Origin of the sequence: Pseudomonas sp. UBA7500 (assembly GCF_002478435.1) — a bacterium.
In the GTDB taxonomy this organism is placed as follows: Bacteria; Pseudomonadota; Gammaproteobacteria; order Pseudomonadales; family Pseudomonadaceae; genus Aquipseudomonas; species Aquipseudomonas palmensis.
Genome location: NZ_DLNW01000011.1, coordinates 6524 through 11328, shown reverse-complemented (window position 1 = coordinate 11328; position 4805 = coordinate 6524). Strand labels below are relative to the sequence as shown.

4 protein-coding genes and 2 pseudogenes are annotated in these 4805 nt (G+C 64.1%); 5 read left to right on the top strand and 1 reads right to left on the bottom strand.

Annotated elements, in window-relative coordinates; translation table 11 throughout:
• The 5 genes and pseudogenes from coaBC to argB all read left to right on the top strand — a co-directional run.
• The coding region (coaBC, locus tag B4I46_RS06835) for a bifunctional phosphopantothenoylcysteine decarboxylase/phosphopantothenate--cysteine ligase CoaBC (RefSeq protein WP_286899240.1) at positions 1-748 on the top strand (748 nt) is incomplete at its 5' end.
• Between the two features lie 6 nt (positions 749-754).
• Positions 755-1210 carry a dUTP diphosphatase gene (dut, locus tag B4I46_RS06830; protein WP_043859857.1) on the top strand — a complete coding sequence of 152 codons (456 nt, stop codon included), beginning with the start codon at positions 755-757 and terminating at the stop codon, positions 1208-1210.
• Positions 1207-1920, top strand: a complete 714-nt coding sequence (locus tag B4I46_RS06825; protein ID WP_043859858.1) for a hypothetical protein — start codon at positions 1207-1209, stop codon at positions 1918-1920. The genes dut and B4I46_RS06825 overlap by 4 nt, the downstream gene beginning before the upstream one ends.
• A gap of 168 nt (positions 1921-2088) precedes the next feature.
• A pseudogene (locus B4I46_RS06820) lies at positions 2089-3466 on the top strand (phosphomannomutase/phosphoglucomutase); the annotation flags it as partial.
• Positions 3467-3495: 29 nt separating this feature from the next.
• The gene (gene argB, locus B4I46_RS06815; RefSeq protein WP_043859860.1) at positions 3496-4401 is read left to right on the top strand and encodes an acetylglutamate kinase; all 906 of its coding nucleotides are present in this window, start codon (positions 3496-3498) and stop codon (positions 4399-4401) included.
• 50 nt (positions 4402-4451) lie between these two features.
• Here the strand turns inward: argB and pyrE are convergent.
• Positions 4452-4805: pseudogene (pyrE, locus tag B4I46_RS06810) on the bottom strand (orotate phosphoribosyltransferase); the annotation flags it as partial.

Below are 4805 nucleotides of genomic sequence, written 5' to 3'. Positions count from 1 at the left end.
CGGCAGCCAGGCCTGTGGCGACGTGGGCCTTGGCCGCATGCTCGAAGCCACCGACCTGGCCTGGTGCGCCGCCGAAACCTTCAAGCGCCAGTCGCTGACCGGCAAGCACGTGCTGATTACCGCAGGCCCGACCCAGGAAAACATCGACCCGGTGCGCTACATCACCAATCATAGCTCGGGCAAGATGGGCTTTGCCCTGGCCGAAGCGGCGGTGGAAGCCGGTGCTCGGGTAACCCTGGTGACAGGGCCGGTGCACCTGCCCACACCCGACCGGGTGACCCGTATCGACGTGGTGAGCGCGCGGGACATGCTCGCCGCGTGCGAAGCGGCGATCCCGTGCGATGTGTTCATCGCATCGGCTGCGGTTGCGGACTACCGCCCCGAAGTCGTCGCCCCGCAAAAGCTCAAGAAAGACCCTACGACAGGTGACGGCCTGCTGCTGCAGATGGTGCGCAACCCGGACATTCTGGCCACCATCGCCACCCGCCCCGACCGCCCGTTCAGCGTCGGCTTTGCCGCCGAGACCGAACACCTGCTCGATTACGCCGCGCGCAAGCTCAAGGACAAGAACCTCGACCTGATCGTCGCCAATGACGTGGCCAACCCCAGCATCGGCTTCAACAGCGAGGAGAACGCCTGCAGCGTGATCGATCGCCAACTTCAAGCAACACTCTTTGCACAGACCAGCAAGGGCAAGATCGCCCGTCAGCTGGTAGCCTTCATCGCCGAACGTCTCAACCAGGTTTAACTCTGCATGCACGCCTTACAAGCCAAGATTCTCGATCCGCGCCTTGGCAGCGAATTCCCGCTGCCGCAATACGCCACCCCCGGTTCTGCCGGCCTCGACCTGCGCGCCATGCTCAAGGAAGAGACCGTCCTGGAGCCGGGCCAGACCATACTGATCCCTACCGGCCTGTCGATCTACGTCGGCGACCCGGGCCTGGCCGCGCTGATCCTTCCGCGCTCGGGCCTGGGCCACAAGCACGGCATCGTGCTGGGCAATCTGGTCGGCCTGATCGATTCGGACTACCAGGGCGAGCTGATGGTGTCGTGCTGGAACCGCGGCCAGACCCCTTTCACCATCGCCATCGGCGAGCGCATTGCGCAACTGGTGCTGGTACCGGTGGTACAGGCGCACTTCGACATCGTCGAAACCTTCGACGAAACCCAGCGTGGCGCTGGCGGCTTCGGCCATTCGGGCAGCCATTGAACAACGCGCGAGCCCTGCTGCCAGGCCTGTATTGGGGCCTGGCCGGCATGCTCGTCGCCGGGCTCGCGGTGTGGCTGACGCTGGTAATCCCTCTGCAACGCGAGCAACGTAACCTGCAGACGTATTTTCCGGCCTTCGGGCTGGTCATTGCGCTCGACCAGCAGATCGCCCGTCTGGTGTCCGAGGTCGACACCGTGGCCCGCCATCCGGCCCTGCTTGCCGCTGCCAAGGCGGCTGACGCCCGCCAGGCGCGCCAGGTGCTGGACGACTTCAGCTACCTCGAAGGGTTGGTCAGCAGTCGGTTGCTCACGCCCGGCCAGGCCAGGCGCGAGAGCCTCCACGACCGCTCACTCAGCCCGCCATTGCTGGACATGATCGGACGAGCCGAACGCGGGGTACCACCGAACCTGGAGGCCCACCCGACCAACGGGCAACTGCATATCCACAGTGTCACGCCCATTCGAGGCAGTGCGACAGGCCCGGTGCAGGCCGTGCTGCTCATGACTTTCGAGCTGCAACGTGTAAGTGCTGCTCTGAAAATAGACATGCCGGAAATCGGCAAGGCCAGCCTCGTGCAAGGTGTGTTCGACGACCCTCAGGCCGTACTGGCCAGCGCAGGCGAAAGTGATAGCCCGGCAATAACCCCGATAGGGACCTTCAACGATGCATGGAGCCTGCACTTTCAGCCCGGGGCGATCTTCCAGAGGTGATCGACGGATGAATCGCCCGGCTCAAGAACTCTATGTCGAAAATGCCGTCAAAGCCGGACATCTTTAGCCGCGCGGCGCGCCGGGTGCCTGCAGCGCATGCGACCGTCGACCCAACATAGCCCCTTCCAATTGGAGTTTCCCCAGGTGAGCAACATGGAACGCATGACCCCGAACCTCCCCGCCAGCATCTTCCGCGCCTACGATATCCGAGGTGTGGTCGGCGAAGGCCTCACCGCCGAAACCGCCTACTGGATCGGCCGCGCCATCGGTGCACAGAGCCTGGCCCAGGGCGAGCCGCATGTATCGGTTGGCCGCGACGGTCGCCTGTCCGGCCCGATGCTGGTCGAGCAACTGATCAAGGGCCTGGTCGAGGCAGGGTGCAAGGTCAGCGATGTCGGCCTGGTGCCCACGCCCGCCCTGTACTACGCCGCCAACGTGCTGGCCGGCAAGTCCGGGGTGATGCTCNNCCGGCAGCCACAACCCGCCGAACTACAACGGCTTCAAGATCGTCATCGCCGGCGACACCCTGGCCAATGAGCAGATCCAGGCCCTCCTGATTCGCCTGCAGACCAACGACCTCACCCGCGGCGAAGGCAGCGTCGAGAAGGTCGAGATCCTGGACCGCTACTTCACCCAGATCACCGGCGACATCAAGCTGGCGAAGAAGCTCAAGGTGGTGGTGGACTGCGGCAACGGCGCCGCCGGGGTGATCGCCCCGCAGCTGATCGAGGCGCTGGGCTGCGAGATGATCCCGCTGTTCTGCGAGGTCGACGGCAACTTCCCCAACCACCACCCCGACCCGGGCAAGCCGGAAAACCTGGTGGACCTGATCGCCAAGGTCAAGGAAAGCGGCGCCGACCTGGGCCTGGCCTTCGACGGTGACGGCGACCGTGTCGGCGTAGTGACCAACACCGGCAACATCGTCTACCCCGATCGCCTGCTGATGCTGTTCGCCCAGGACGTGCTGGCGCGCAACCCGGGCGCCGAGATCATCTTCGACGTCAAATGCACCCGCCGCCTGACCCCGCTGATCGAACAGTACGGCGGCCGCGCGCTGATGTGGAAGACAGGTCATTCGTTGATCAAGAAGAAGATGAAGCAGACTGGCGCCCTGCTGGCCGGCGAGATGAGCGGGCATATCTTCATCAAGGAGCGCTGGTACGGTTTCGACGACGGCATCTACAGCGCCGCGCGCCTGCTGGAGATCCTGAGCAAGGCCGATAGCGATGCCGAAACGCTGTTCGCGGCGTTCCCGAACGATATTTGTACCCCTGAAATCAACATTGATGTGACGGACGAGGGTAAATTCAGCATCATTGAGGCACTGCAACGCGACGCCGACTGGGGCCAAGACGCCAACCTGACCACCATCGATGGTGTACGGGTCGACTACCCCAACGGCTGGGGCCTGGTTCGCGCCTCCAACACCACGCCGGTGCTGGTACTGCGCTTCGAGGCCGACAGCGAAGCCGAGCTGCAGCGAATCAAGGACGTGTTCCTTGCCCAGCTCAAGCGCGCAGCCCCTGATCTGCAACCAACGTTCTGACCGACCCCTTGTTCCAACTGGAGCCCTGCATGACCCTTGATCGTGATGCCGCCACCCATGTCGCCCAGGTACTGTCCGAAGCGCTGCCCTACATCCGCCGCTTTGTCGGCAAGACGCTGGTGATCAAGTACGGCGGCAACGCGATGGAGAGCGAAGAGCTCAAGACCGGCTTCGCCCGCGACGTGGTGCTGATGAAGGCAGTCGGCATCAACCCGGTGGTGGTGCACGGCGGTGGCCCGCAGATCGGCGACCTGCTCAAGCGCCTGTCCATCGAAAGCCGGTTTGTCGATGGCATGCGCGTCACCGATGCGCAGACCATGGACGTGGTGGAGATGGTGCTCGGCGGCCAGGTGAACAAGGACATCGTCAACCTGATCAACCGTCATGGCGGCAGCGCCATCGGTCTGACCGGCAAGGACGCCGAGCTGATTCGCGCCAGGAAGCTCACCGTCACCCGCCAGACGCCAGAGATGACCAGCCCTGAAATCATCGACATCGGCCATGTGGGCGAAGTGGTCGGGGTGAACACCGACCTGCTGAACATGCTGGTCAAGGGCGACTTCATCCCGGTGATCGCGCCAATCGGCGTGGGCGCCAACGGCGAGTCGTACAACATCAACGCCGACCTGGTGGCAGGCAAGGTGGCCGAAGCGCTCAAGGCCGAGAAGCTGATGCTGCTGACCAACATCGCCGGCCTGATGGACAAGCAGGGCACCGTGCTCACCGGCCTGACCACCGAGCAGGTTGACGAACTGATCGCGGACGGCACCATCTACGGCGGCATGCTGCCCAAGATCCGTTGCGCACTGGAAGCAGTACAGGGCGGCGTGCACAGCTCGCACATCATCGACGGCCGCGTGCCGAATGCGGTGCTGCTGGAAATTTTCACCGACAGCGGCGTGGGTACCCTGATTACCAATCACGAACCGCGCTGAGGCATCCGCCGGCAAGGCCNNGCGACCCGCGGGTCGCCTTTTTGTTTGCCTCAGATACCGTACTGGGCCCGGTAGGCCTCGACGGCCGGCAAGTGCTGCTTGAGCGCCGGGTCATCGGCGAGGAACTGCAGCACCTGGGTCAGCGATACGATGCTGACCACCGGAATGCCGAAGTCACGCTCCACTTCCTGGATCGCCGACAGGTCGCCGTTGCCACGCTCCTGACGATTCATCGCGATCAGTACGCCCGCCGCCCTGGCTTGCTGGCCCTGGATGATCTGCATCACCTCGCGGATGGCCGTGCCGGCAGTGATCACGTCGTCGATGATCAGCACGTCGCCTGCCAGTGGCGAGCCCACCAGGCTGCCACCCTCGCCGTGTGCCTTGGCTTCCTTGCGGTTGAA